Origin of the sequence: Methanosarcina sp. 1.H.T.1A.1 (assembly GCF_000979295.1) — an archaeon.
GTDB lineage: Archaea > Halobacteriota > Methanosarcinia > Methanosarcinales > Methanosarcinaceae > Methanosarcina.
Genome location: NZ_JJQY01000043.1, coordinates 25,838 through 52,274, shown reverse-complemented (window position 1 = coordinate 52,274; position 26,437 = coordinate 25,838). Strand labels below are relative to the sequence as shown.

Here is a 26,437-nt window from a genome sequence, read left to right as displayed (position 1 = left end):
GAAATATCAAATAAGCTCTTCATAGGCCTGTTTGACTTGAAAATCAAATTGGTTTTGGGAAGGCTCCTATAATATTAACTCAATATTATAGGAGCACCAATATATCAAACTGGAATTTAAGAAATCATAATATTTTTTATTGAGGGGGAGTTAAATGAGAGCTCATTATAAAATATTCATGATAGATCAGAATAAAATATTTAAAAAGATAATTGATTTGATCACTATTATCATCCTTTATATACTGCTACTGGCGCTACTTGCGGGGGTGATAAATATCCTCCTGGACATCAAATCAATTTTATTCGGGACTCTTGGAGGTGGTTTTGGTCAGATAGTCTCCAGTGTCCTCACAATTTTTGTTCTTATTGACCTTTTCAAGACTTTTGTTGATTTTCGTGAACATGAAGAAATCAGAATTACATATGTAACCGACGCTACGATTTTAATAGTCATGCGTGAAATCGCGGCAGGGGTATATGCCCAAAGATTTGATTATCAATTTATTTTAGGCCTATCGATATTGCTGTTGACATTAGGTATAATAAGAGCTCTAGCTGTCAAATATCCACCATAATGGCTCTTCGCTGTTTCGAGTGGGTAATTTACATTCATCCCCTAAATGTTGAAGTAGTAGATCTAAAATTTAAAAACATTTGTTGTTGAAAATCACATTCAAGCTTGATGTTTCTCTTTTTGACCGGGCTACATTATAACTAAGGAATTATTTTCAACCCATAAAAAACAGCGAAGAACCATAATAATTAAGCCCTCATAAAAAAGTAAAGGTTAATTCTCGGCCTCTCTGTTGAACGTTTAAAATATGGCTATCAACATTAGAGATATTTTAAACGCGTCTTAAAACGGTTGATATCTATACCATTTGGAAGTTTTGGAAATATCCGGTCATTCATCGTAATCAGGTACTTCAAAAAGGGCAGGGTATTTCTCTTTTAGTGGTATGAAGAGTTCTTCGTCTAATTTTGTATCATAAAGTGTTTTCACTTTAGAAAGCTGGTCAAGTGATAAATGGTAAGCCCTTTTAAGGTTAGCTCCCTCAAGGTTAGCTCCCTCAAGATTAGCCCCCTCAAGATTAGCCCCCTCAAGGTTAGCCCCCTCAAGGTTAGCCCCTTTAAGGTTAGCTCCTTTAAGATCAGCCCCTTCAAGCTTAGCCTTTTCAAGCTTAGCCTTTTCAAGCTTAGCCCCCTCAAGGTTAGCTCCCTCAAGCTTAGCCCACTCAAGGTTAGCTCCCTCAAGCTTAGCCCACTCAAGATGAGCCTTTTCAAGGTTAGCTCTTTCAAGATTAGCCCTTTCAAGGTTAGATTTTTCAATCTTAGCCCACTCAAGGTTAGCTTCTTTAAGGTTAGCTCCTCTAAGGTTAGCTCCCTCAAGCTTAGCCCACTCAAGTTTAGCTCCTTTAAGGTTAGCCCCCTCAAGGTTAGCCCTTTCAAGGTTAGCCTTTTCAAGCTTAGCCCACTCAAGTTTAGCTCCTTTAAGGTTAGCCCCCTCAAGATTAGCTTCTTCAAGGTCAGCCCCTTCAAGGTTAGCCTCTAGAAGATCAGCCCCTCTAAGGTTAGCTCCTTTAAGGTTAGCCTTTTCAAAGTTACCCGCTTTAAAGTTAGCTTTTTTAAGGTCAGACATGCCTCAACCTCTTTTCCTTCACCACGATTTTTGTTTGCCCTTTCTCAATTGTGAACTAAAATAAACATTACCATGTTAGGAAGATATCTTCTGCTCTTCAGGATTTAGCTTTTAAAATTGTATCGATTCACAGTCTCGGTCTATCAGGCCTGTCATGGTCAGGAAAGGCCTTTAAGGTCTGGCATCTAATCCGAAAAGCCTTTGGTGCCCTGTTAAGGATCTGCAGCTCTCTGATCTATCAAGGATATCCCCATCCTTAAGAACATGGAAGGCCTGTATAAAAAACGTTATCATTATCAATTATTGTTCTGGTCCTGATCCTACGGAAAATGACAACAATCTTTTAAGAGGCTGTCTTAAAATTCAAACCAGTTCTACATTTGGATAGTGGGCATTGTTGATTTTAAATTCAGATCGTAAATTTATTACATCTTACTTACTCGCTCGATATATAATATCAAACGCATAAGACATCATAGTTAAAACTTACACTTTAGACATTTAACAGTTAAATTCTACCGTTTTTCAGTTCAAATGCGTAAGTCCGGTCCCAATTGTAGAATCAAATTTAATTTTAAGACACGCTCTCAGAGGTGTGCAGAATAAGGTGTTTGCATCTCTACCAGGTAATATCACCGGTTGGTTTTGCTACAAAATTCAAACCGAATAGTAATTATCCCTTAGCTCCAATGTATCCCTCATCAGTATCTCTTAGTTCTCTCTTGAAAAAAATAAAATGACCACCTTCTAGAGAGTCAAATCCAACCATTTCCCAGCCATCTTTTCCTAATTGATCCAAAACATCGGGAAGTAGTTTTCCGCTTAGAGAGATTGGTTGACTATTAGAGAATTTGAGAGTGTATACGTCTTCATATGACCTACCAGTCGTTAAATAACAATACTCAAATCTATTCATTTAGTTCACCTCTCTATGTATTTTCAAATATTTTCCATTTTAACTTATTTCATTCACTTTTCAGGGTATAAAATTTGCGTTGGCACACCCCGCTGCAAGCAATGGGGTATTCAACTTAAAGAAAAATAGCTGAGTAAGAGGTTTTTAATTCCCCTCTTACCTTAAAAATTTACGAATAAACGGTATGCTGCTGAGCCAGGATTTTCTTGCTTTTGTTTCCGGCTTTTCTACAGGTTTTTCCAGCTTCTTTTCGGAATTCTGCGAGCTCTTCTGGTTGTTCTGTGGCTTCTGGTTATCCTGTTGCTTCTGGTTATCCTGTTGCTTCTGGTTATCCTGTGCCTTTTTCGGGGAATTCTGCGGGTTTTTTGGTTTTTCCTCAGGTTTTTTCGGAGTTTCTGGTTTTTCCGCGGGCTCCGGGAGTTTCAGCAGAACCTTCAGGTCTTCTTCAACGGTTGCGTTCGGCCTGATATTGAAGTTTTCGACCAGCACTTTAAGGACGTTCGGAGAGACAAAGGCCGGAAGCGTAGGGCCGAGAGTGATATCTTTTACGCCGAGGCTCAGGAGGGCGAGCAGCACGAGCACAGCTTTTTGCTCGTACCAGCCGATGTTGTAGGAAATCGGCAGGTCGTTTATGTCCTTCAGGCCAAAAGCTTCTGCAAGCTTCTGGGCTATTACCACAAGCGAGTAAGAGTCATTACACTGCCCGGCATCGATCACTCTCGGGATACCTCCTATGTCCCCAAGGTTAAGTTTGTTGTACCGGTATTTGGCACAGCCCGCGGTCAGGATCACGGTATCTTTGGGGAGGGCTTTTGCAAACTCAGTATAGTAGACCCTTTCCTTGTGCCTGCCATCACAGCCTGCCATGACCATGAACCTGCTGATCTTTCCGGTTTTTACGGCGTCTATGATTTTGTCCGCAACCGAGAGGGCTGCCACATGCGCAAAGCCTCCGATGATTGTCCCGCTTTCCAGCTGCTCGGGGGGTTTGCAGGTCTTTGCCTGTTCGATGAAGGCGGAGAAGTCCTTTGTACCGTCTTCTTTTTCGTAGATGTGGGTTACCCCTTCAAAGCCCACGACCCCTGTGGTGTAGATCCTGCCAATGTAGGAGTCCTTTGGCGGGATTATACAGTTGGTAGTCATCAGGATCGGGCCGTTGAACTTTTCGAACTCTTCGTTCTGTTTCCACCAGGCGTTCCCGTAGTTGCCTGCGAAGTTGTCGTACTTCTTGAAAGCCGGGTATGCGTTTGCAGGAAGCATCTCCCCATGGGTGTAGACATCGATTCCGCTGCCCTTCGTCTGCTCAAGGAGCTGTTCAAGGTCCCACAGGTCGTGTCCACTTATGAGGATTCCGGGCCTGTTTCTCACACCGATGTTGATTGCCGTCGGCTCAGGGTTTCCGTAAGTTTCGGTGTTTGCTTTGTCGAGCAGGGCAAGGGTAGAGACGCCTTTCTGCCCGCATTCCAGAACCAGGCCGATTAGAGCTTCTACTCCCACGCTGTCATCTGTGGTAGAAACCAGCCCTTTTTCTATGAACTCGAAAATTGATTCGTCTTTATACCCGAGGATATAGGCATGATGAGCATAAGCCGCCAGCCCCTTCATTCCGTAGGTCAGAAGTTCGCGAAGAGACCTGACATCTTCATCCGCAGTTGAGTGGACAGCAACATCCGGACTTTCTATGTTTTCAGGAGTTACTGCAGCCAAGGCAGGCAGGGCTTTTTCTGAGGATGCCTGCTCAGCGGGCAGTTTTGCCTTAATACCGTCGCGCAGTTCAAACCCTTTCTGAATAAGGGATTCGATCTGTTTCCCGTCAAAATTGGTATTTGTAAGGGTGGAAAAGAAGCTGTCAAGCACGAACCTGTCGGTGGTTTCTTCATTAAGGCCTTCAGCCCTTGCTTTTTGGTTATAATATGCGATACTTTTAAGGACATAGAGTAATCTGTCCTGAAGATCCGCAACTTCTCCCTTCTTTCCGCATACTCCGTTTTTCGTACAGCCTTTTCCGTTAAGTGCTTCCTCACATTGATTACAGAACATATTTTATCCACCTCAAATCTGTTTACACAGTTAATCTGCACAGTTGATTTGCACAGTTGATTTCCAATTTTCCCTTTGTTTTCAAGGTCTCAAATGCAATATCTTTTTGATACTGCTATCATTATGATACTAGTTTCTATGTGATACCAAATCATATATAGCAGACAGTTTCGAAGTGGGTATCAGTATCGAAGCTGATACCAAAGAAAAAGCTTATCAAGATTGGGAAGCGGAAAAGCACTAATGAAAAAGGAAAAAACCTGAAAACTGCTTTTTGAGTTTTAATTCGAATAAAAAAGAAATCGACCCGAAGGTCGATAGTACTGAATTAGTTGCCGTTTGTCTTTCTATTTTTCAGAAGCTCCAAAGCCAGTTCCTTGAGCTTGTATTTCTGGATTTTACCGCTTGCGGTCAGAGGGTACTCATTTACTATGAAGACATGCTTCGGAACCTTATAGCGTGCGATCTTGCTTATAGCATAGTCCCTGACATCGGCTTCCGTAAGGTCTGCACCTTTTTCGGGAATAACAAAGGCTCCTACGAGTTCTCCGTATTTCTTATCGGGTATACCAACAACCTGGGCATCTTTGACTCCGGGCATAGCGTGCAGGAACTCTTCAATTTCCCGGGGATAGATGTTTTCCCCGCCCCGGATGATCATGTCCTTTATGCGTCCGGTGATCCTGTAATAACCTTTTTCGTCACAGGTCCCAAGGTCTCCGCTGTGCAGCCAGCCCTCTTCATCAATCACTTTTTTAGTTTCTTCCGGCATCTTGTAGTAACCCTTCATGATATTATATCCACGGCAGCAGAGCTCTCCTACTGTGTTAGGAGGCACTGGCTCATTTGTGGATGGGTCAACCACTCTGACTTCAACGCCAGGGAAGGACTTTCCCACGGTCTCAACTCTGAGTTCTACAGGATCGTCGATAGTTGTCTGGGTCATTCCCGGAGATGCTTCCGTAAGCCCGTAGACACTCGTGATCTGATGGCAGTGCATATCTTTTACGACCTTTTTCATGGCTTCCACGGGGCAGGTAGAACCAGCCATGATCCCGGTCCTCAGGGAAGAGAGGTCGAACATATCAAACATGGGATGGGTGTACTCGGCGATGAACATCGTAGGTACGCCGTAAAGTGCGGTACACTTCTCTTTCTGGATTGCAGCAAGCACAAGCAGGGGGTCGAAAACCTCAAGCATAACAAGCGTTGCCCTGTGGGTCAGGACAGCCATAACCCCGAGCACGATTCCAAAGCAGTGGAAAAGAGGTACGGGCAGGCAGAGCCGGTCTTCATGGGTGAATTTCTGGCGGTCGCCAATGGAGAGCCCGTTATTCAGGATATTTTTGCTGGTCAGCATAACGCCTTTCGGAAAACCGGTAGTTCCTGAGGTGTACTGCATGTTGACCACATCATCCCCGCGAACATTTGCCATAATCTCTTTAAGCTCGTCGTCCGGATAATGGCTGCCAAGGAGCATTAGCTCGCTGGTGTTGTACATTCCCCTGTGCTTTTCCTGCCCAACATAAATTACGCTCTTCAGGCATGGGAAATTTTTACTTTTCAGGCGCCCTCTTTCGGAACTTTTTAGCTCAGGAACCAGTTCATTGATAATATTCAGGTAATCAACGTCCCTGAAACTATCGATAAGAGCAAGTGCCTTCATATCTGACTGTTTGAGCACATACTCAACTTCATGGCTCTTGTAGGCGGTATTTACCGTAACGAGCACTGCCCCGATCTTTGAGGTGGCAAACATGAAGGTAAGCCAATCAGGGACGTTCTTTGCCCAGATCCCTACATGATCTCCCTTTTTTATCCCGATTGCAAGCAGCCCTTTTGCAAGGTTGTTTACCCTTTCATTGAATTGACCGTAAGTAAAACGCAGGTTACGGTCCGGATAAATGATAAACTCGTGGTCAGGGTCTATAGCTACCTGTTTTTCAAAGTATTCTCCTAGAGAATCTTCTATAAGATGCATGGTTTCAGCCTCTTTTTCTGGACTACTTTCAGAAACTTCAAGCTTATGAATGGGGGTTTTATATCCAGGCCAGTCAAGGGCGTTCCTGAAGTATATTTAAATCGAGCAGGGAGAATCCGTATCCGTTTCTGCGTCCACCGGGGAGGCGTCCATTGAAGGGAACATATGCCTTTTAAGGACCTCGCGGATAGATTCCGGAAGGGGAAACGCTTTCTGGAGTTTGAAGTCATAATAGACCAGTACTGCCTGGCCTTTGACCTTGAGTTCCCCTTCCTGCCAGGCTTCATGCCCGACAGTAAAGGAACTATTACCGATCTTTGCAACAAAGGTCCTGATCTCCACATCGGACCTGAAATACATCTGGTTCACAAAATCAAACTCAGTTCTTACAAGAATCAGGTGCCACACATCAGGACTAAGGTTAAGGTCCGGTGAGAAAAGCCTGAAAATGGAGTTTCTTCCCGTTTCGAACCAGACTGGAAGGACTGTATTGTTTACATGCCCCAGACCATCAATATCTCCAAAGCGCGGACTAACATTTATACTGAACATTCTGGATTCCCTAGCTTTTAATATCTGTACTCAATTACCAATTTTTTAATCAAAACTTCTGCCATTGAAGTCACAGTCTTACTCTCTTACCTACTCAACTGAGGCTCTCAGAGAGGAGCATAGACTACAGCCATTATTCGGGCATCCTCTGTTCCCGCTGCATGGAGGTCATGAGGGACAATGGAATCGTAATAGATGCTGTCTCCGACACTCAGCCTGTGAACATCCTTGCCGTAGAAGATTTCAATTTCTCCGGAAAGGACGTAGATGAACTCCTCCCCTTCATGAGAAGAGAGTTTGTGGCTTTCCTCAGGAGAGGGATGGATGTCAATGATGAAAGGCTCCATATGGCGGTCTGCTTTATCCGAGGCAAGAGCGTAAAACTCAAGAGCACTCTTCTTTGGTCTCTCGGTCTTTCCGGAAAAACGGACCACATTTTCGGATAGCCCTGCTCTTACCACTACAGGCCCGCTCTGGGGCATATCGTCTAGAAAAGTCCCGAGACGGACGCCTAAAGCCCGAGCAATCTTTAAAAGAGGGGTTAAGGACGGAACTAGGGCTCCGTTTTCTAATTGCTGGATTAACTCCACGCTGCTCTGACTGGCTTCGGCCAGTTCTTCAACAGTCATATCCTGGGCTTCTCTAAGATGACGTATCTTACCGCCGACACGGTTCTCTTCTGACATAATTCTGTTTCCTCAAACACATTTTTTAGGTAGCGGATCTGGCAAAAAAATGTAAACCAGAATCCCTATAAACAGCCTGTAAAGCTTATCTCTTTTGTATCTCTCTATTATAAAAAATATACGTTCGGACCCGCTTTTCGAAGTAATAATTAAAAAACAATTGTTAACAAAAACCAAAAACCAGCTAGAAGAAAAAAGGAAAAATTAGAAAAAAAGGAAAAAGGAAAACGGGAAAAAGGAAAAAGGAAAAAACTACATTTTTCCTGAACTCACTGAAACTCGAAATTGCACCTGATCCCCTCGGGATCGAAACAGAGGTTGCAGGATACACACCTTGCCTTTTTAGCATCCCCTGATTTAAGCTTTAAAACAAGGTCAGGTTCGCTGATGAACGTCCTGCTCATTGATATAAGGTCTGCAAACCCGTCTGCAAGAAGATCCTCCATAACAGAAAGAGACCTGATACCACCTACAAGGATTACGGGGATGTTCACTGCACTTTTGATCATTTTTGAGTAGTTCTTGAAATATGCCTCTTTTGCAGGAGAGTTTATTGCAGTTTTTATGGTTACCCCGCCTGCTTCACCTATCCCTCCGCTGACCTCTATTGCACATATACCTGCCTTTTCCAGAAGCTTTGCAATTTCCACGCATTCAGGAGCATCGAGTCCCAGCCCTGCCTTTGAGGAACCTGGCAAAAAACCATCCGTTGCATTCATTTTCACAAGAACAGGAAAATCGTCCCCAGCTTCCTCTTTTATGCGCTTTACTATCTCCGTAACTATCCTTGCCCGGTTTTCGACGGAGCCCCCCCACCTGTCATTCCGCCTGTTTGTGTAGGGAGAGATGAAATTGCTTAAAAGGAAACCATGGGCACAGTGAAGCTGGACTCCATCAAACCCTGCCGCCTTTGCCCTCACAGCTCCCATGGTAAAAGCCTCAATCATTTCAAGGATTTCCTTGTCAGTCATCTCCCTGGGGACTACTGACGAATGCCCGTTTTTGACCACTGACGGAGCAATCGGAACCGGGTATTCGTCCGAAATGTCTGCCTGCCGCCCCCCATGTACTATCTGGAGCACGATTTTGCTTCTGTACCTGTGTACCCTCTCGGTTATCTTCCGGTATGGCTCGATGAAGCGGTCATCGTAGATGCCCTGCTGCAAATTATCGCTCTGCCCGCCGGGGAGGACACAAGAATAGCCAGTTATTATTAATCCGACTTCACTTTTTGCAAGCTCTTCATAGAGGTCACCGAGCCGGGAAGTGGGCGTTCCGTCTTCTTCAGCCATGAATTCATGTGTTGCTGACCTTACAAATCGGTTCTGGAGTTCCATGTTACAGAATGTGACAGGGTCAAAAATCATGGGAAAAAATAGGAGAAGGAAAGGTAAATAATTATCCTGGGTTCCGGGAAAAAGAAAACTTCGTGTTCAGGCACAAAGTTTCTCTTAGCTGTTACAGGAAAAGGAAGGGAGAGGAGGGAAAGGGAGAGAAGGGGAAGGGAGAGAAGGGGAAGGGAGAAGAGGGGAAGGGAGAAGAGGGGAAGGGAGAAGAGGGGAAGGGAGAAGAGGGGAAGGGAAGGGAAGGAAGGGAGAGGAGGGAAGGGAAGGGAAAGGAAGGGAAATTTACTCAGGAAACTTCAATTCCAAACGTGAGAGGGTTATCCGGAACATCGGGAATGTAAATGTATAGTTTTTCTGAAAAACTCAGATTCGCAGCGTAATCCGCCTGCACTTTCTCTTCATAAGTAAATTCATTGTCCAGAATAATTTCATACTTGTATTGCCCCAATTCGGCAGCTATTTTCGGCGAGGCTATCTCGTCTTATCTATATCTGGTGTGGTCTATAGATATTATGTAAGCTGGGCTAAAAAAAGAAAATGATGAATAAAGTAACTTGGGCAGATCAGGTCTTTTATTCCGCATATCTGCGTGAGTCAAGTTCCTCTTCCATCCGCTCATTCTGCACTTTCACGGAAAAGAGGGTGAGGAAGAGCAGGAAATAAGCTATGAAATTGACAAAGAGAGTCAGTTGAAGCGCTGTCCCTTCAAGTCCTCCTCCACTTCCGCCTGTGTTTCCTCCGAACATAAGGGGATGAGCCGAGCGCCAGAGCCGGATTGAAAAGAAACTCAGGGGTACGGAAATGAAACCTAAAATTCCGAAGACTGCCGAGAGTCTGGCTCTTTTTTCAGGCTCTTCGAGGGCTTTTCTGAGCATCGTGTAAGCAAGGTAAACAAGGAAGAGAACCAGGGAGGTTGTCAGCCTGAGATCCCAGATCCAGTACCAGCCCCAGGCATCCTTTGCCCAGATCGAACCCGTGACAAGCACCAGGAACGCAAAAAGGGTTCCCACTTCTGCAGCCGAGCGGGCGTAGATGTCCCATTTGAGAGATTTATCCCGGAGGTAGAGGATACTTGCAGCAAATACAACTCCAAACGCCAGATAGGATATAATTGCTATTGGCATATGGAAGAAAAAGATCCTGAAGCTTCCGCTCAGAACCTCGCCTGCTTCGTCCTTTATCGGAGGCAGGTAGAAAAAGAGCATATATATCGCAAGAAACATTACACTGGCAGTTGCAACTGCCAGTACTCCGGTTTTTCTGGAATTTGATGCCATTTTGTTCACGTGTCTTGAGAGATTAAAGATAAAGCACAAGTTCAATACTGATACTTGTTATTAATTCGATTTACTTCGTTTATTATTGATTCGATTTTGATCGCTGTCTCGAATGACCTTCTGTTTACTATTTTCCTTTTCCTTTCTTTCTTTTCCTCTCTTTCTTTTCTTTTTTCCTTTTCCTTTTTTTCCTGCCAGGAAGACCTCAGTCAGACCTCAATCAGAAACAACATATTCAAAGACCAGATGCGAGATTACAAAGAACACAAGGTCGTAAACTGCAAGCAGCCTTATTTCAGGAATCAAATTCCCGATGCTGTTTCCGGCAAGAATTCCGGCAGTTGCTTCCACTGCAGGAATCAGGACAGGCAGGAGTAAAGGCAGGAGAAGTACAGGCAGGAGAAGTTCTCTGGTACGGGTACCAAGGGTAAGGGCAGAAAGCAGGGTCCCGACAGCAATAAACCCGAAAGTCCCGAGGAAGAGGATGAGCAGGAGCAGGAGCAGGGTTCCGATTCCCAGGCTATAATTGAAAAGTATGATAAAGAAAGGCAGGGTCACAGCTTCCATAAGAAATACGATCGCCAGGTTGGAGAGGATTTTTCCGGTATAAATCGCCCCTCTGTCCACAGGACAGAGCATAAGGGCTTCAAGACAGCCGTTTTCAGTTTCCATTACGAAGGTCCTGGAAAGCCCGAGCATTCCGGCAAAGGTGAAAGCAATCCAGAGCACGCCGGGAGCAAGTTTTTCAACTTTCTCAGTATCCCCTAGAAAATCCCCGAAAGAAATGCTGAAGACCACAAGCACGAGAAGCGAGAAAATGAACATTGAGTTGAGCATCTGTTTTGTCCGGAACTCGGCTTTAAGGTCTTTTGCAGCGATATAAAAGCTCCGGATCATTTTTTAAACTCCTGTTTTCACGTTATCTATTACTTTATCCCGATTTCAATATTTATCTTTTTATATTTGCATTTTTAATATTTGCATTTTAATCGTGTTTTCGTTCTTAACTTTTGGGCTCATGCGAGCATAGAGTTGCATTTTTCCCTGAATTCCTGAAAACCTGAGAAATTTACCTTAAATCCATCATATACAAACTTTCCTTTATTCAGGATAAGAACCCTGTCGCAGAGGGCAAAGCCCCTTTCAAGGTCGTGGGAAACCATTAATTTTGTGCTCCCCTGGAATTCAGGGCTTTTGAGGAGATTTTCGAAAACCAGGGAGGCTCCGGGGTCAAGCCCTGTATAGGGTTCGTCCAGGAGGAGGAGGGAAGGTCTGTGAAGCAGAGCCCTTGCAATGGAAAGCCTCTGTTTCATGCCTCTTGAAAAAGTGCTGACCCTTTCATCTGCTTTTGTTGCAAGCCCAACTTCATTTAAAAGCTGTAAAATTCTCTTTTCGAGTTCCTGACCGTTTATTCCATACATCTTCCCGAAAAAATGCAGGTTTTCTTTTGCAGTAAGATCTCCGTAGAGGTAGGAATCGTGGGAAAGCATCCCTATTTCGTTGCGGACCTTTTCCGGCTCTTCAGTTATATTAAACCCGGACACGAAAACAGAGCCTCCGGTAGGTTCGATCAGGGTTGAGATCAACTTCAAAAGAGTGGTCTTTCCAGCCCCGTTAGGGCCAAAAACAACTGCAAATTCGCCTTTTTTGAGGTCAAGGTCAAGGGCTTTCAGGACAGGAGTTTTCCCGAAAACTTTTGATAGTTCCCTTATAGAGACCGCGTTTTCCATCGGACCTACTTTGAGAATCCCTCTAAATTAATCTTTTTATATGGTCTGTGATTTATCGGCCCGTAACTTTGCACTGGATTATGGCTCGGTATAGTCTAATGCTGTATAGTCTAATGCCTGTATAGTCTGGCTGTCCGAGCATGAAAGTTATAGTCTGAGGCATGAAAGTTATAGTCTGTGCATGACCCGATTGTACATGACTTTTTCGCACATTTCCGGATCTATACTGATTCTGCCTGCAGAACTTGTCTCCAGCAGTTATTTCTTAAAACTTCCTGAGTATATTCTTCAAAAACCCCTTCTTTTCGAAGTACTGCTGGTGGTAATCTTCTGCCATATAGAAATCAGAAACCGGTACTATTTCGGTTACGATAGGATTTTTGAAAGCTCCTGACTTCTCGAGTCCTTCCTTTGAGACTAGAGCAGCAGCTTTTTGCTCCTCGTTGTGGTAAAAAATCACGGAGCGGTACTGTTTTCCGACATCTGGTCCCTGCCTGTCCTTTGTTGTAGGGTCATGGACCTTCCAGAAAACATCCAGCAAGGACTGATACGAAACAACTTTGGGATCGAAAATGACCCTTATGGCCTCTGCATGCCCGGTATTAAGGGTGCAGACCTGCTCGTAAGTAGGCTTTTCAAAATGCCCTCCGCTGTAGCCAACCGCAGTTGCAACCACACCTTTTACCTGCCGAAAAGCCTCTTCAATTCCCCAGAAACAGCCTGCAGCAAAGGTTGCCTTTTCCAGGCCCTCTTCAGGGTTTTCAAATATGTCCGTACTCTCTTCAGGTGTTGCGTTTCTCTGTTCAGCCTTTTTATTTTCTTCCACTATCTTCCCCCCCGTCTTAAAGAAAATCAGGTCTGCCTTATGATCAGGGCATATTTCATAATCGAAGCATGCCGCATAATAAAGGTATAGCTTACTCAGGATAAGATCCTTTTTCTCGGATCAGGTTTTACCGTATTTCCCCATCAGTTCCCCTTCAGCAATAATATGCCCTATCATTTCGCTTTCAAGCTCGTTTCTCCCGGACCCTGCTTTGAGCTCAAGCTGCCTGTCCAATGCATAAACTCTGAAGAAGTACCTGTGCGTGCCTGAGGAAGGGCATGGACCGCCATAGCCGATCTTCCTGAAGTTATTAATTCCCTCAATCCCAGGGATACTATCCTCCTCTATTTTCGCCACCGGCTCGATATTCCAGACGACCCAGTGAGTAAATGGATTCATGGGAGAATCAGGATCGTCCATGATCAATACCAGACTTTCGGCCTCCTCGGGAATGTTAGTAAATTCCAGAGGCGGATTTATGTTTTCCCCATTACAGGTATATTTTCGGGGGATAGTACTGTTAGATTCAAACGCGCTACTAAAAACCTTTATAATCTGGAGGTCCATATTTTCATCCCCTTTCCCGGCATCGGAAGACTCTTCATCTGCAGGTGCTTCAATCTGCTCATTTTCAATACATCCCGAAATCAGGAGCACTCCTGCAAACAGGAACATTAAAACAACTGCTCCGGCTTTTCTGTTCACGTACAGCACCAGTCCCTGCGATCAGAGAAAATTGCTTAACACTAATAATGTTAAGGCTGAAGAGATATAACCTTAAGGATTTTATCTCAAAGCCCAACTTTAAAACTTGAACTTAAAGACCGTAGTCTAAACTAATTTAGAATCAGATCTTAAAGCCCGGGCCTCTTAAAAAAACTTAAATGTCCCGAACTGAACTTCACATACGGTTAAGTCCGTCTCCCGGAATTCCCGGGCTACCCCATCGGTATCGGTACCTCCGGTAACCTGAAAAACAGGTTTAAAAATAAACTGCAGCCCAGGAACGATCTTTAAAGCCATCTCTTGATAAGATGAAGCTCTGAAAGGTAGATAACTCAATCTTCAACTTCAAGAGACTGAATTATATCATTAACTGTAAGCTCCCCTTTACCTACGCGCCGTACAAGCGGATAGATAAATGCGCAGTCATCAATTGCTGCCCAGCGAGCTTCACCTACGCGTCTTATAACTTCGTTCATAACTTTGCCACAATCGTTGCAGTATCTTGCATCGCTCTCTGCTTCACAAATTTCGCATTTCATAGAAAATACCCCCATAATCTATGTGCCTGTCGAAAATAAATAAATTTTGGTGATATGTGAGCATAATTGCACAGTCATTGAAAACCAGGAGCTGAAATTTATTGAAGGTACAGGTGTCTTGGTACAGGTGTCTATCCTTTAAAGCCTTCCAGGTTTTCACCCTCAGCCAGCTCTTATTCTCCCGGGAACTATGGCACTTTCGGGAATCTGATACCTTCGGAGATCTTTTTCAGATAATATAAGGTAACGACAGTTCAGGCAAGGTTGGCAATAATCTCGTTTATCTCCTCTACCCCGGAGCCCTTGACCGTGACCTCTTCTTTGCTGCGCACCCCCAGTCCCAGCTCCACAGCCCTTTTGATCTGGGGCTGAGCCCAGACTGAGTTCATCTGGATCTTAGGAACCGTGCCCAGGGTTTTAAGAAGGGCAAGTCCTGTAGTGTCGTTTGCAATCACATCCGGGCTTGCCAGGATAATTCCCGGTTCCCTCAGAGTCCCTATATTCGGGCCGTCGGTTACAAAGCACTTTGTAGCATCCGAGATATAGAAATCAGGCTTATAAACGAGGTTAGACTCAGCAATCATGTTTCCGAAAAGCACATCCATCCCCTGCCCGTGAGGAAGCTGCCTCCTATCCCGGTCTGCAGTTATGCTGATCTGGGACTTAAGGCCCATAGTAAACGTTGCAGTCCAGTGAGTCTTTATTACCGGAAGAGCAATCGTGTAATCTATTGACTTCAGAAACTCAGGCACATCAAATCCCCATGGCCAGGAGTAAGCCTTCCCGGGCTCCACATGTTCGCGTATCATGTGGTCGAATGTCAGGATCTCATCAACTCCCTCAGCCTCCGCAACCTGCCAGAGCCCCAATCTGTTAAGCACTTCCTCCGTATTCAGGGGGGACATCGACTTCTCAGCCACTATTATTTTTCCAGGATTGCATCTTTTTACTTCCCTGATAGCGCCCCTCAAAACCTCGGGATTTGTCGAACCCGGTGCAGGGTCTGCAGTATTTGCGTTCGGCCGGATCAAGACAGTTGACCCTTCCTTGATTCCAAGCCCACCTGCAAGCCCCACAGCTGTCTTCACGGACTCCAGAGTATCCCGATTTCTTGAAAGTCCAACAATTACCATACCAAACTCCCATAGAGGAATTGTAACCCGAGGTATAAAAATCAGAAATATAATTGATTTCTGTGTGCTTAAGCAAAGAGCAACCGCTGATTAATCAGTGATATTTTCAAGATATCCAAAACCCGCCAGATCTGTCTCCCCCCGCGCGCCGCACAGGGATGTAACCGGCCTCCCGGCCAGATAAATACATTCCCTGGGCATGAAAGCCGAGCTCCACCAATATTTGTAATTTAGTCCGCTTAAGCGAAGCTCACTGCTGCTATAAGCCATAAATAAGTCCTTTTGAACGCAGCGAAAAGGACCGTGGGCTGTTGCGATTACATCGCAACTCCCAGAAAATATCAGATTTCCTGAGATCCCGAATCACAACTCGGACGAATTGCAATTCGGGCGGCGAAACTCGGGTGTTACTGGCGTAACTTGCACTCGCACATCTCTATGAGCGCCACTTCTCCGATTCTTGAACCGCGGGCAATAAGCGTATCTCCTGCCTGAACAACAGTATTGCCTTTGGGAGCATAGACCCAGCGTTCCGCTCTCTTAATTGCCATTACATGCAGCCCGGTTTCGGTTTCGAGTCTCAGTTCCGAGAAGGTCTTGCCAACTATTGGAGAGCATTTTTCGACCTGGAGCCGTGTGATTACCTCTTCGGAGTTCCGGACTGCAAGGGTTATGATCGGGTGGAGCTCAATATCCCTGAGAACCGTATCTGCAATCCCGTAGGCAGCATCCGAAATTGCTTCCGAAGCGCTGGCAAGGTGCAGGATTCCTCTGAGCATGTTTACATCTTCAACGTGTTTTGCAGTTTCAAGCACCCAGTGCTGAAGTTCGTACTTCATGGAATCCATTTCGGACTCAAGGGCGCTGACCTCATATGCGATATCTTCGTTATCGAAGAGGATAGCAGAATACGCAAGCCCTACCGAGAGTTCAGACATGTTTTTCATGTCCACGATTATGTCCACGGCATGTTCGAGGTCCTTTAAGACCTTATCGTGCTCGATTTCTCTCGGAATAAACTTCCTTGTCGTCGCCATTTGAAAGAAAAGAGGGACACCTTCATCATGCCCCCTGGCGATCAGCACATCTCCCTGGCGGAGTCGGGTTTCCTTATCAGGATCGTAAATCCAGTCCTCGCTTCTGCGGATCGCAATTACCCACATCCCGGTCTCGATATCAAGCTCGAGGTCACCAAGAGTGCGCCCGGTCATTACAGATTCTGCAGCAACGGTTGCCCTGACAATGGTTTCTTCGGCTTCCCTGAGGGCTACCTTCAGCTCCATAGGAATGCCCATGTTCATGAGAACGATTTTGGCAATGTCGCCTGCAGCGTTTGCTATATTTTCCGAGGATGCAGCAACCTTCAGAACTCCCAGGAGTTCTTCAGCTTCATCAACCCTGCGCGTGCTTAACATTGCAGCCATCTTCATATTATAGTCGAGGGTATCCATTTTATCTTCAAGGTTAAGCACCTCTTCTGCGATGTCCTCATCATCATAGACCATTGCAGAATACGCAAGGTCTACCATGAGTTCGGAAGTATCCTTCATCTCAGTCAAAAGGTCTATAAGATTCCTTGGACTGTATCTGAATTCTTTAGGGAACATGGTCTATGTATCAACTCTACCTTATTGTTGGTGTGTATGAGTATATACCTCATAGTAATTATTGATTTTCGAATTATTCTGAATTGGAAGGCTTAATAAATTAAATAAAAATATTCTGGATAAAAGTAATAATATTAAGTCGCATCCCATTTATATAATTTCCAGCAAATGCAGGGCTGTGAAGATCCCCATAACCCCTACGAGGTCTCCAAGACTTGCTATTAAAGGGATAACAGTATCATCAGGATCTATCCCGAAGCGGTGAGAAGCAAAGGCGATTACAACTGTTGCAGAGTATACAACTGTAAGTTCTATAACAACTGCAATAAGGCTGATTTCCAGCAGGGTAATGAAAGGCATCCCAAACCCCATAAGTTTGCTTGCAAAGAAAACCAGCACACTGACAGAAATCGAAGAAACAAAGCCCACAATTGATGCTGCAATAACGCTGTTATGGACCACAGGGTTCCTGTAAATCCGGTCCCCAAGTCCCATGTGGAAAGCCGATGAGAGTCTGGCACCCAGCATACTGCCCGTATCGCCCCCGATCTTGATAAGGGAAGGAATAAGGATCAGGATTGCAGGCATGGAAAGCAGGCTGTTTTCTCTTGTGTTAAGTATCTGCCCGACAATGATTCCTATTACGCAGGTGACCGAAAGAACGGGAAGCCCACGCTGGATAATGCCTCTTACAGTGTAATAGCTGGTCTGCCTCCCGGTTTTTCTCAAAGCATCACCACCAGTTTTGCCGAGAGAAAAAGCATGAACATGGAAACGATATCCCCGATAGTTGCAATTGAAGGCGTAACAACATTATCGGGATCGAACCCGAACCTGAACATACCTATGGCAAGCAGGACAGCAACAAAAGAGAGGATTACTCCGGAAGTAAGGGCAGAAATCACACAGATAAGGATAAGTTTGAAAGCTCCCGCACTTTCAAAACCCAGGGCAAGGGTGACAAAATGCCCTAAAAATCCGAGCAGGATCGCCATAAAAAAACCAAGAAGAAGAGAACCTGAAATATTATTTGTCAGCTCAGGGTTGTTCCTGTCTATGTCAGTGATCAGCCCCATATGGATTGCACTGCCTAACCTGGAACCAAGGGTTGAGGAAATGTTCCCGCGCAGCCCGAGCACGCCAGGATAAATAACAATCAATCCGGGAATCATTTCAAGTTCGCTGGTCATTCCTGAAAAAATGACCCCTGCAATGACCCCTCCTACAGTCGCCATAAGTTCAAAAGGCAGCGCCTCACGTACTATTGAAGAGACACTCGCGTACTCGCTGAGATACTTGTCTCTAAACTGGGATTCGAAGATGTCCTCATCCCTGTGCGACTCGGGAGGCATGCGGTTGTATAATACGCTGATATTATTAAAATAATAGGGAACTTTCGAAAAGTGAGTATGTGAAAAATTTTTCTATTTCAAGTCTGTACAAAATAATAGAAAAAAAACTCAACCTTAGTTATTGAAGGTGGAAATTTACCCGACATTACGAAGAATAAGGTCGGATAAGTCCCAACCTTATATTTTACCAAATTTTGAAGTTGTTGTCGTTTTTGCCGTCATTTTGTAAAAGTCAGTAGCAATACTCAATCTATTACTGTGACTGATCCAGAACAGGCAGTTAAAGAGAACCCTGATTATAGTGCTCAGCAGAATGAATATATTTGGGATGAGGCGAATAATTATCCTAGCACGTTCGGCCCATCTTACTTTGTACAGTTCTATATTCCCCTGCGTATCCAAAAAACAGTAAATTATGACCATGGATTGTATGATTATATCATGTGAAGATTGACATAATCTGAATTAGAGTTTATATTTATGAAGATGCCTTTGAAAAGGTATGTCTTTCTTTATTTCCGTGGTTCAGTAAGTTGTCAAATTTATGTTTAATTAAGATCCTTCCCAGGAGTGGATCAGGTGACAAAATATGAGGGCTCGTTACAAAATAATTGTACTACTAATAATCATTTCTGCTGTGTTTCTGTCTATCTGGTGGCAAGAGCAGAAGGAGAGGATATATGAAAGGAATCACATGAGTAGTTATGATTACCGTATCGAGTTGACTACGGATTCGACTCTGAGCAATGTTACTCTTTACCTTCCGCTCCCGGTGATAAACAACACATCATCCGTAGGCACAGATATCGTAGAGAATCATTTCAATGACTATGATCGCTCATGGAAATATGCTCTTGTGGATACGGAGCACGGACTAATGCTTTCTATAAATAATGAGAAAATAGAGCCAAAATACGCTACCAGAAGTAGAGATTCAAAGCAGATTCTGCATCCAAGTATTTTTAGTATGGCCTTATTCACTAACCAGACCATAGATACAATGAACCCGCTGGGCAATGAAATGGTTCTTATGCCCAAATACAATCTCACGCAGAATGTCACCAGAAGGCCTTATCCACCGGCATCTGAGATATTTGATTATGAAAGCAATATGTATGCCCACTATGATACCTCCTCGAATGCAAACGTTAGCATTTCCATTTACCTGCATGGAAGTAATGGATGGTGGATCGGAGGATGGTTGTATAACAGTTATTGGGAAGACATGGAAATTAAGTTGTCCGGATCTCAGGCTGGATGGACAACAGTAAATGGTCAACTTTTTACAGGAGAAGGGACGTACTATTAATATGAAACGTCGCCTGTTTTCAGAGACGGCTTCCTGATTCATTACCTGTTACACCCTAATTAATCCTAATATTTTACTTGCAGAATATGACATCTAAGAAAAAGGTCAAAACAGGCTGTCTCAAAAGTAAACTTGATTCTACAATTGGGGCAGAATATTCGACTAAAAGGTTAATTTATACCTAAAGTTTGGAAAAAAATCTTATTTAAACTTAAAGTAAACATTGTCCATTATCCAATTGTAGAAATGGCTTGAGTTTTGAGACAGCCTGAAAACAAGACTTTTTTGGAAAATAAAGCTTTTTGGAAATTGATATACTCTATTTTTCAGGTATTCCATGTTTTGAATTCAAAAACAACGCTAAATTTTACTTTTCTTGTTCTTTTGTCAATTTGTGCGAAGCCTGCAAACTGTCTAAGGTGGAGTGATTTACAGGCTTGTAGAGGAAAGCAGAGATAGAGAACAACAAGCCTTCGTGCGATCTCCTTGCCACGGGTCTGTGGGGTTTTCACAAATATAATTTAAAATGAATCCATTTCATGCTATTCTTATTTTTATATAATTGTGTGAATACGAATGGAGGAATGCTTAGATATATAGTTTCTGACCACGGTCTTTAACAATCAATGTTCAGGGAAAAATTGCAGACTCAAAATGAGTATGGAAGGTAGACTGTTAGACGGTATGGTCAGAAAACTTATAAGGAGTTAGATAAGAGGAATTTATGGAGTTCAAAAGTACTTTCCAGGTTCATACGAACTCCATAAAATACACCCTAAAAGGCAGTGATTATGTTAGCTTTGTCTGTATTTAAGCTTGCCTGATCCTGCCTCCTGGGTAAAAATTCACAGGAGAAAGACAAATGACTAAAACCAAAATTAGGATAGGTGCAATATTTGCAGCAATGATTCTTGTGAGTCTTGCTTTTGTACCGGCTGTGAGCGCACAGGCTGAAACTAAATGGTATAAGCAATTACTGGAGTCAAACCATATCACCGTTAATGATTTTGATACAGAGTTGACAGAATACGAAAAAGTAGGAGACCAAATTCATTTCAGCGGTACTTTCGAATTTGATGTTGAAAAAGAGATAGACAAACAAATTAAAAAACTGAAGTCCAGTGGAACAGTTTCAGGGATTATTTATCCAGACTCTTCAATTCACACAGAGTGCACTGGAGATAATTTTAAACTTGTGACTGACACTTCTAAAATTGGTGAAGATGAGGAGAATTATTTATATCAAACCGAGCAGATGCTGACAGTAAATGGAAAAACAAGCTCTCAAACAGAAACATTCGAAGTATCTAAAGAACAAGTCGATGCCTATGAGGCACAGTCAGTAAACTTCATAGAATCTAATGATTCAGTAATGTCTACGAAATCAACAAAGGTAAAGGTGGATCTACCAAGAATTGCTCCATCTTGGTATGTTCTGGTTTTTAATGATGTTCAATACGCTGACCTTTTAGTAACCACAGCAGCACTAACGGCGATATTGGCATACTTCGGATTAACACAGGCTGCACTTCTGACTGCCGTCCTTTATACCATTGCAGACGCAATACCAGAGTATTGGGATATAGACCCAAAAGACATATATCTTGATATCTATGCATCCCCTACTCTGCAAATTTTTGCTGAAGTAGATTACTACTATTATTATACGTAAATTATTAGTACATAATTTACCTTTTTATTTTTTTTGGATTGATGAAAGATCACTAAAAGAACCAAGAATTTCAAGGGATTACAATGAAAAGAAAGTTAGTTAATATGGTATGGCGTATATTAGCATTAATAGCCGTACTTATATCGTTATATAATGTGTACCTTTCATGGTTTGAAGATAACTACAGTTCAAATTTATTATATCTTACGTTGATACTTGTAATATTATCAGTAGCTGTTAAAGAATATTCAGAAAAACAATAATTAAAAGAGAAAGTCTCAAATTAACTCATAAAATCCACTATATAGTTACAATTTTTGCATAACCCGTATAGGGTAATCGTAGATTTAAGTATCTAATTGCTTTTTCGTAACTGTACGTGACTGAGAGGGTATTTTTGTAACTTACATCATTATCCGGTCAGCGGATACTTAATTGACATAGTACAGGATAGCTTTTCCTTGGGTTTGGAAGCAGCTCTATGGCGTAGCCAATGACCATTACAAACTCTGGCTTGGTAATGATTGATTAGTCAATCAACTATTATAGTTGAAAGGACATCGGGTCAAATATGGCAAAACTCCAACAAAATCTTATAAACGGAAGCTGCTGGTTAGTGATTCCGGCAGCGATAATTCGAAGTAAAGGCTGGCGCAAGGGAGACGAGTTCATAATAGTGGATGAACCGAATGGAATCAAATTCACCAGAGGGGAAATTCAAACGTCGCGCAAGCCATCGCGTAAACAGCCATTATGCCCACCTGTACCCATGCCTCCGATTACAATGGCTGACTTCTATGATAGTGTATTTGGTGAGGACGATAACAAATGATGGAAACATTAAGCGGTATTAAACTCATGGACTCGTTCGACCCACAGCTTATCGCGGGTTTTGATGAAATTTGGGATGCAACATTCCACCACAAGTGGCAGCCGATATACAAAAAGGATCTACGATTGCAACAGAACTACGATTTATATCGGAGTTCTAAATCCTCAATATATGAAGCAATAGAATCAGGGTTCGAGTGGTATAGAGTAAGAATCTCTTCACGCTTCATAAACCTCTTCCCAAAATCCGGCTATTTTTATAATAACTATAATGAAAAAAGTAAATTTGAGTTTATACGAAAAATAAATCAGAAATATAGGTAGCTGGATAGATACAAAATATAATCAAAAGATACTATCAGATGTTTGACAACATCTTTTGAATGCATTTAATCGAATTTAATAACCTTGATGCCAAAACATTTAATTGCAATAATTGTAATAAAAACTATAAAAGGTGGGTTTTACACTTTGGTTATAGGAGTTACAATGATAAACGTGCTGCCAGGATATGAAAAGGCAGCATACAGGGAATTAAAGAACATAGAGGGAATCAAGGACGTCTACCATGTTTTCGGAGAGTACGACTTTGTCGTGATTATAGACGTTAAGGACCTGAGCATCCTCAATACCGTGGTAGACAGAATAAGGGAAAGCGAAACCGTAACCGCAACCCAGACAATTGTCGGTGCGGAACTCTGAGTAACCCGGCGCCTGAAAGCATGAGACTCCGGCAGAAACGAGCCTGAAGAGTCGTTATCTTTTTTTGCAGGCGCTAATATTTATTACCTTGCACTTTTATTAAGTAAGAACTCCTGCTTTATGACAGATTCTCTTGCTGTCAACTACCCGTCACGGAAGTGACGGAAATCCTGCTTAGTTCATCTTGAAAAATGTATTAAAACCTCTCCGGATAAAAATAACATAATATCCTTTTAGCACCGGATTTGATTTAAACACCGGATTTGATTTAAAAACCAGATTTATTTTAAGCATCAGATCAATTTTTCAGCCTGAGGTAAAAGTCCATGGAAACCCCCATTGCAGAAGAACTCGCCAAAAAACAAAAATCCATAAGTGTAGCAGAATTTTTTGAAAAGAACAGGCAAATTCTGGGTTTTGATTCTGCACCTCGAAGCCTTATTACAACCGTAAAAGAAGCCGTGGATAACTCCCTTGATGCCTGTGAGGAAGCCGGTATCCTGCCGGATATCCTTGTTCAGGTTGAGAGGACAGGCCAGGACTATGTAACCGTTATCATTGAAGACAACGGGCCGGGAATTATAAGAGAACAGATCCCCAAAGTTTTTGCAAAGCTTCTCTACGGTTCAAGGTTCCATGCCCTGAAGCAGAGCAGGGGGCAGCAGGGAATAGGAATTTCGGCAGCCGTGCTCTATGCCCAGATGACTGCAGGCAGGCACACAAAAATCCTCTCCAAAACCAGCTCAACGGCTCCTGCCCACTATTACGAGCTCATGATCAATACCAGTACTAATGAGCCTGATATCCTGATAGATGAGATAAGAGACTGGTTCCGCCCCCATGGGACCCAGGTTGAACTGGAGATGAAGGCTGCTTACGTAAAAGGGAGAAGGCAGTCCATTTATGAATACCTTAAAGCCACTGCAATTGTAAATCCCCATGCAAGGATAACTCTTATTGACCCTGACGGCAACGAAGAGGTCTTTGAAAGGGCTACGGATAAAATACCTGACCCCGCAGAAGAAATTCTGCCCCACCCCGAAGGTATCGAACTGGGCACTCTTATGAAAATGCTTCATTACACGGAGCGCCAGAAGCTTGCCCCTTTCCTACGCTACTCTTTTTGTAAAATCGGGCTGCTCACTGCCGAGGAAATCTGCAAGGCTTCGGGACTTGACCCCGAAATCGACCCCCACGCTCTGGGCCGCCATGAAGCAAGAAAACTAATCGAGGCTTTTGAGAAGGTAAAGATCATGGCCCCTCCGACGGACTGTCTTTCCCCAATAGGGGAAGAGCTGATCTATCGGGGGCTTGAGAAAGAAACAAACGTTGACTTCATTGCCACAAGCACGCGGAAACCGGCTGTATATTCGGGAAATCCCTTCGTCGTGGAAGTCGGGCTTGCATATGGGGGAAATCTCCCGAAAGAAGATAAGATCAGTATCATGCGGTTTGCAAACCGTGTGCCTCTGCTTTACCAGCAGGGAGGCTGTGTGACAACACATGCCGTAGAAGACATCAAGTGGAAGCAGTACGGCTTAAACCAGCCAGGAGGCGGGATTCCCACCGGGCCGGTCCTCCTCCTGATCCATGTCGCTTCCATTAACGTGCCCTTTACCTCCGAATCAAAGGATGCGATTGCAGACATCCCTATAATCAAAGAAGAGGTGGACCTTGCAATCAAAGAGGTTGCGAGAAAACTCAAGCATTACCTGAGCAAGCAGAGCAACCTCAAGAAACGCAGGGAAAAGGAAATTATCATTACAAAGGTGCTTCCGAAAATGGCAGCAAAAGTTGCAAATATCCTGGAAAAGGACGTCCCTGACATAAATCCCGTTGTTGCAAAAATCATGGGAAACCTGCTTGTGCACAGGAAAGTTAAAAACAACGGAGACGGGACTGCAGATGTGGCTATAAAGGTCAAGAATTTCGGGACCTCAGCTTATTCTTTCAGGGTACATGAAATGCTTCCCTGCGGAATTAACGGGGCAAAACCGGAGCCAAAGGTTGTGACCATGGGCAATGATTACGATTATATCTGGGAGATTACGGCAGCTGCAGGGTCTTCAAAAGTACTCAGCTACAGGATAGAGTCTACAACCGAAGAAGAACTCCGAAAGCTTCCTCAACTGATTGTAGAAGGGATTGAAGAAGAACTGGTAACCGGGGCAAAAGCCTTTAAGGGTGTTTGAAATGGCAAGAGAAGCAAATGACAAAACAAGACAGGGAGATGCCCTGGCAAAGGAAAGGCTGCTCGGGCTTGCAGAAAAGATCTACAACCAGTTTGAAGATGAGGTCATCCCAAACGTCAGCCTTCCAAGCCGGACAAAGGCAAACATAGAATATTCCGACGAGAGTGAAGTCTGGGTCTACGGAGACAGGGAAAGCGAAAGGAGCGCAAAGACCGTAAAAGGGGCATTCCAGCTCCTGAAAACTACTTATGCGACAGATTTTCTCATAAACGAGCACCTTGCCCAGAACCGCGGCTCAACACTTCGAGAACTTTATTATATATCTGAGGGCTGGGACGCTGCCAAGTTCAAGGAACAGGCTGAGAGCGACCGCCTGATCGAAGACCTGGAACTCCTGACCAGTCTCCAGAGGGAGTATTTCCACATGCGCCCTGAAGAAGACGGGGCTACTATGTTCGGGCCGATTGAGATCTCGGAACAGACAAAGCGCGGAGTGCGTAATATCCACTGCCAGAAGGATGTAGGGGAAGGAGGATATCAGATCCCTTTCAATGTGGAAAATATCGAGTTTAAGAATCACGACGCAAGCATGATTATAGCCATAGAGACCGGTGGTATGTATGCACGGCTGATGGAAAACGGGTTTGACGAGGCTTATAATGCAATTCTTGTCCACCTGAAGGGCCAGCCTGCAAGATCAACCCGCCGGATGATCAAGCGCATGAACGAGGAACTGGGGATCCCTGTAGCAGTTTTTACTGACGGTGACCCCTGGTCTTACAGGATCTACGCATCTGTTGCCTACGGAGCCATAAAAAGCGCTCACCTTTCGGAATTCATGGCAACCCCGGCAGCCAAATTCCTGGGGCTCCAGCCTTCGGATATCGTGGAATATGAACTTTCAACTGACAAGCTCACCGAGCAGGACATAAGTGCGCTCCGGAGTGAACTTTCCGACCCCCGCTTTGAGTCTGATTACTGGAAAGAGCAGATAAAGCTCCAGCTTGATATAGGCAAGAAGGCTGAACAGCAGGCTTTCGCAGGAAAAGGTCTGGATTTCGTAACCGAAGTATACCTTCCTAACCGGCTGAAAGAACTGGGCATGGCTTGAGAGAAATCGGGTGGAATAGCAGTAAAGAGGACTGAATAACACCGGAGATTGAATAACACCGGAGACTGAATGATGCCGGAGATTGATAACAGAGAACTGAATCATCGCTAAGACTGTGAATGATATCAACTACCCGCCACTGAAGTGACGGGAATCCTGCTTATTTCATCTTGAAAAGACTGCTGGCAAGGGATAAAAGCGGAAGTCTGAAAAACACGCCTGAAAAACACTCCAGCAGAAATACGGCAGGCCGGCTGTTCAAAAAGCG

The 26,437-nt window shown here is 43.8% G+C and carries 23 protein-coding genes and 1 pseudogene; 7 read left to right on the top strand and 17 right to left on the bottom strand.

Going from position 1 to position 26,437, the window contains the following annotated elements; genetic code table 11:
• The first annotated feature begins 154 nt into the window (after window positions 1-154).
• Window positions 155-577, top strand: coding sequence for a phosphate-starvation-inducible PsiE family protein (locus tag EO95_RS04630; protein ID WP_235282858.1), 423 nt, complete (start codon window positions 155-157; stop codon window positions 575-577).
• Between the two features lie 329 nt (window positions 578-906).
• On the opposite strand, the gene EO95_RS04625 is transcribed toward EO95_RS04630, so the two are convergent.
• The 7 genes and pseudogenes from EO95_RS04625 to EO95_RS04595 all read right to left on the bottom strand — a co-directional run bounded on the left by EO95_RS04625 (window position 907) and on the right by EO95_RS04595 (window position 9,183).
• On the bottom strand, window positions 907-1,641 hold the full coding sequence (locus EO95_RS04625; RefSeq protein ID WP_052733502.1) for a pentapeptide repeat-containing protein: 735 nt from the start codon (window positions 1,639-1,641) through the stop codon (window positions 907-909).
• Window positions 1,642-2,314: 673 nt separating this feature from the next.
• Window positions 2,315-2,557: a hypothetical protein gene (locus EO95_RS04620; RefSeq protein ID WP_048132589.1), complete on the bottom strand. Its 243-nt coding sequence runs from the start codon at window positions 2,555-2,557 to the stop codon at window positions 2,315-2,317.
• Window positions 2,558-2,980: 423 nt separating this feature from the next.
• Window positions 2,981-4,597: pseudogene (gene hcp, locus EO95_RS04615) on the bottom strand (hydroxylamine reductase); the annotation flags it as partial.
• 328 nt (window positions 4,598-4,925) lie between these two features.
• Window positions 4,926-6,578: an AMP-binding protein gene (locus EO95_RS04610; protein WP_048132588.1), complete on the bottom strand. Its 1,653-nt coding sequence runs from the start codon at window positions 6,576-6,578 to the stop codon at window positions 4,926-4,928.
• A 96-nt stretch (window positions 6,579-6,674) separates the two neighbouring features.
• Window positions 6,675-7,130 (bottom strand): thioesterase family protein, encoded by a 456-nt coding sequence (locus EO95_RS04605; RefSeq protein WP_048132586.1) that lies wholly within the window; start codon window positions 7,128-7,130, stop codon window positions 6,675-6,677.
• Between the two features lie 107 nt (window positions 7,131-7,237).
• The gene (locus tag EO95_RS04600; protein WP_048132585.1) at window positions 7,238-7,816 is read right to left on the bottom strand and encodes a helix-turn-helix domain-containing protein; all 579 of its coding nucleotides are present in this window, start codon (window positions 7,814-7,816) and stop codon (window positions 7,238-7,240) included.
• A gap of 269 nt (window positions 7,817-8,085) precedes the next feature.
• Window positions 8,086-9,183 carry an NADH:flavin oxidoreductase gene (locus EO95_RS04595; RefSeq protein ID WP_048132584.1) on the bottom strand — a complete coding sequence of 366 codons (1,098 nt, stop codon included), beginning with the start codon at window positions 9,181-9,183 and terminating at the stop codon, window positions 8,086-8,088.
• A 62-nt stretch (window positions 9,184-9,245) separates the two neighbouring features.
• Between EO95_RS04595 and EO95_RS04590 the strand changes: the two genes are divergently transcribed.
• Window positions 9,246-9,503 carry a hypothetical protein gene (locus EO95_RS04590; RefSeq protein ID WP_052733499.1) on the top strand — a complete coding sequence of 86 codons (258 nt, stop codon included), beginning with the start codon at window positions 9,246-9,248 and terminating at the stop codon, window positions 9,501-9,503.
• Window positions 9,504-9,734: 231 nt separating this feature from the next.
• Here the strand turns inward: EO95_RS04590 and EO95_RS04585 are convergent, their stop codons facing one another.
• From EO95_RS04585 to EO95_RS04540, 10 genes are all read right to left on the bottom strand, one after another.
• Complete coding sequence (locus EO95_RS04585) at window positions 9,735-10,478, bottom strand: cytochrome c biogenesis protein (protein ID WP_082105927.1); 744 nt, start codon at window positions 10,476-10,478, stop codon at window positions 9,735-9,737.
• A gap of 177 nt (window positions 10,479-10,655) precedes the next feature.
• The gene (locus EO95_RS04580; RefSeq protein ID WP_048132582.1) at window positions 10,656-11,336 is read right to left on the bottom strand and encodes a heme exporter protein CcmB; all 681 of its coding nucleotides are present in this window, start codon (window positions 11,334-11,336) and stop codon (window positions 10,656-10,658) included.
• A gap of 119 nt (window positions 11,337-11,455) precedes the next feature.
• Complete coding sequence (locus tag EO95_RS04575) at window positions 11,456-12,169, bottom strand: ABC transporter ATP-binding protein (protein WP_048132581.1); 714 nt, start codon at window positions 12,167-12,169, stop codon at window positions 11,456-11,458.
• A 265-nt stretch (window positions 12,170-12,434) separates the two neighbouring features.
• Window positions 12,435-12,995 (bottom strand): peptide-methionine (S)-S-oxide reductase MsrA, encoded by a 561-nt coding sequence (msrA, locus tag EO95_RS04570; RefSeq protein WP_200895000.1) that lies wholly within the window; start codon window positions 12,993-12,995, stop codon window positions 12,435-12,437.
• A gap of 120 nt (window positions 12,996-13,115) precedes the next feature.
• Window positions 13,116-13,709, bottom strand: coding sequence for a YbhB/YbcL family Raf kinase inhibitor-like protein (locus EO95_RS04565; RefSeq protein ID WP_235282857.1), 594 nt, complete (start codon window positions 13,707-13,709; stop codon window positions 13,116-13,118).
• A gap of 344 nt (window positions 13,710-14,053) precedes the next feature.
• Window positions 14,054-14,260, bottom strand: coding sequence for a hypothetical protein (locus EO95_RS04560; RefSeq protein WP_048132579.1), 207 nt, complete (start codon window positions 14,258-14,260; stop codon window positions 14,054-14,056).
• A 254-nt stretch (window positions 14,261-14,514) separates the two neighbouring features.
• Window positions 14,515-15,393 (bottom strand): DUF362 domain-containing protein, encoded by an 879-nt coding sequence (locus EO95_RS04555; protein ID WP_048132578.1) that lies wholly within the window; start codon window positions 15,391-15,393, stop codon window positions 14,515-14,517.
• A 407-nt stretch (window positions 15,394-15,800) separates the two neighbouring features.
• Complete coding sequence (locus tag EO95_RS04550; RefSeq protein WP_048132577.1) at window positions 15,801-17,000, bottom strand: potassium channel family protein; 1,200 nt, start codon at window positions 16,998-17,000, stop codon at window positions 15,801-15,803.
• Window positions 17,001-17,150: 150 nt separating this feature from the next.
• Window positions 17,151-17,729 carry a magnesium transporter gene (locus EO95_RS04545; RefSeq protein WP_200894999.1) on the bottom strand — a complete coding sequence of 193 codons (579 nt, stop codon included), beginning with the start codon at window positions 17,727-17,729 and terminating at the stop codon, window positions 17,151-17,153.
• Window positions 17,726-18,352 (bottom strand): magnesium transporter, encoded by a 627-nt coding sequence (locus tag EO95_RS04540; RefSeq protein WP_048132576.1) that lies wholly within the window; start codon window positions 18,350-18,352, stop codon window positions 17,726-17,728. Before EO95_RS04540 ends, EO95_RS04545 begins: the two co-directional genes overlap by 4 nt.
• Window positions 18,353-19,073: 721 nt before the next feature.
• Here EO95_RS04540 and EO95_RS04535 point away from each other — a divergent pair.
• The 5 genes from EO95_RS04535 (at window position 19,074) to EO95_RS04505 (ending at window position 26,169) form a co-directional block, all read left to right on the top strand.
• A complete protein-coding gene (locus tag EO95_RS04535) occupies window positions 19,074-19,661 on the top strand; it encodes a hypothetical protein (protein WP_235282856.1) in 588 nt (195 codons plus the stop codon).
• Between the two features lie 862 nt (window positions 19,662-20,523).
• Window positions 20,524-21,333 carry a hypothetical protein gene (locus EO95_RS04530; RefSeq protein WP_048132575.1) on the top strand — a complete coding sequence of 270 codons (810 nt, stop codon included), beginning with the start codon at window positions 20,524-20,526 and terminating at the stop codon, window positions 21,331-21,333.
• A 1,320-nt stretch (window positions 21,334-22,653) separates the two neighbouring features.
• Window positions 22,654-22,866 (top strand): Lrp/AsnC ligand binding domain-containing protein, encoded by a 213-nt coding sequence (locus EO95_RS04515; protein WP_082105926.1) that lies wholly within the window; start codon window positions 22,654-22,656, stop codon window positions 22,864-22,866.
• A 326-nt stretch (window positions 22,867-23,192) separates the two neighbouring features.
• Complete coding sequence (locus EO95_RS04510; RefSeq protein ID WP_048132570.1) at window positions 23,193-25,058, top strand: DNA topoisomerase VI subunit B; 1,866 nt, start codon at window positions 23,193-23,195, stop codon at window positions 25,056-25,058.
• Window position 25,059: 1 nt separating this feature from the next.
• Window positions 25,060-26,169, top strand: a complete 1,110-nt coding sequence (locus EO95_RS04505) for a DNA topoisomerase IV subunit A (RefSeq protein WP_048132569.1) — start codon at window positions 25,060-25,062, stop codon at window positions 26,167-26,169.
• Window positions 26,170-26,437 lie beyond the last annotated feature (268 nt).

Excerpts from the sequence above, each read along its gene's own strand:
- EO95_RS04630 (WP_235282858.1), top strand. The coding sequence starts at position 155 with ATGAGAGCTCATTATAAAATATTCATGATAGATCAGAATAAAATATTT.
- EO95_RS04625 (WP_052733502.1), bottom strand. The coding sequence starts at position 1,641 with ATGTCTGACCTTAAAAAAGCTAACTTTAAAGCGGGTAACTTTGAAAAG.
- EO95_RS04620 (WP_048132589.1), bottom strand. The coding sequence starts at position 2,557 with ATGAATAGATTTGAGTATTGTTATTTAACGACTGGTAGGTCATATGAA.
- EO95_RS04610 (WP_048132588.1), bottom strand. The coding sequence starts at position 6,578 with ATGCATCTTATAGAAGATTCTCTAGGAGAATACTTTGAAAAACAGGTA.
- EO95_RS04605 (WP_048132586.1), bottom strand. The coding sequence starts at position 7,130 with ATGTTCAGTATAAATGTTAGTCCGCGCTTTGGAGATATTGATGGTCTG.
- EO95_RS04600 (WP_048132585.1), bottom strand. The coding sequence starts at position 7,816 with ATGTCAGAAGAGAACCGTGTCGGCGGTAAGATACGTCATCTTAGAGAA.
- EO95_RS04595 (WP_048132584.1), bottom strand. The coding sequence starts at position 9,183 with ATGATTTTTGACCCTGTCACATTCTGTAACATGGAACTCCAGAACCGA.
- EO95_RS04580 (WP_048132582.1), bottom strand. The coding sequence starts at position 11,336 with ATGATCCGGAGCTTTTATATCGCTGCAAAAGACCTTAAAGCCGAGTTC.
- EO95_RS04575 (WP_048132581.1), bottom strand. The coding sequence starts at position 12,169 with ATGGAAAACGCGGTCTCTATAAGGGAACTATCAAAAGTTTTCGGGAAA.
- EO95_RS04560 (WP_048132579.1), bottom strand. The coding sequence starts at position 14,260 with ATGAAATGCGAAATTTGTGAAGCAGAGAGCGATGCAAGATACTGCAAC.
- EO95_RS04555 (WP_048132578.1), bottom strand. The coding sequence starts at position 15,393 with ATGGTAATTGTTGGACTTTCAAGAAATCGGGATACTCTGGAGTCCGTG.
- EO95_RS04550 (WP_048132577.1), bottom strand. The coding sequence starts at position 17,000 with ATGTTCCCTAAAGAATTCAGATACAGTCCAAGGAATCTTATAGACCTT.
- EO95_RS04540 (WP_048132576.1), bottom strand. The coding sequence starts at position 18,352 with ATGCCTCCCGAGTCGCACAGGGATGAGGACATCTTCGAATCCCAGTTT.
- EO95_RS04530 (WP_048132575.1), top strand. The coding sequence starts at position 20,524 with ATGACTAAAACCAAAATTAGGATAGGTGCAATATTTGCAGCAATGATT.
- EO95_RS04515 (WP_082105926.1), top strand. The coding sequence starts at position 22,654 with ATGATAAACGTGCTGCCAGGATATGAAAAGGCAGCATACAGGGAATTA.
- EO95_RS04510 (WP_048132570.1), top strand. The coding sequence starts at position 23,193 with ATGGAAACCCCCATTGCAGAAGAACTCGCCAAAAAACAAAAATCCATA.
- EO95_RS04505 (WP_048132569.1), top strand. The coding sequence starts at position 25,060 with ATGGCAAGAGAAGCAAATGACAAAACAAGACAGGGAGATGCCCTGGCA.